This window comes from Mesorhizobium sp. GbtcB19 (assembly GCF_019091085.1).
In the GTDB taxonomy this organism is placed as follows: domain Bacteria; phylum Pseudomonadota; class Alphaproteobacteria; order Rhizobiales; family Rhizobiaceae; genus Mesorhizobium.
The window spans coordinates 1-247 of record NZ_JAGXJY010000386.1 but is presented as its reverse complement, the minus strand read 5'-3'; the positions used below and the strand labels follow the sequence as shown (position 1 = coordinate 247).

Sequence of the window (247 nt, the reverse complement as noted above, 5' to 3'; positions counted from 1 at the left end):
GGCACCGCCGCGGCCATCGAGCGTTTGCGCAGCGCCGCGTTGCCGCTGGGTTTCGTCAGCAACACGACACGCTCGCCGCGCAGCGCAAACAACGCGCAACTTGCGGCCATGGGCAACGAGGTTGCGGAGGAAGAGTTGCTGACGCCGGCGCGCGCCGCGGTCGATTGGGTGCGCAAGCATGGCCGCCAGCCGCATCTGCTCGTCCATCGCGACCTCGAGGCCGAGTTTTCGGGGCTGGACGGCGGGA

General features: G+C 69.6%; 1 pseudogene. It reads left to right on the top strand.

From position 1 onward, the window contains the following. Nucleotides 1–247, top strand: a pseudogene (locus tag KVT37_RS34110) (TIGR01458 family HAD-type hydrolase); the annotation flags it as partial.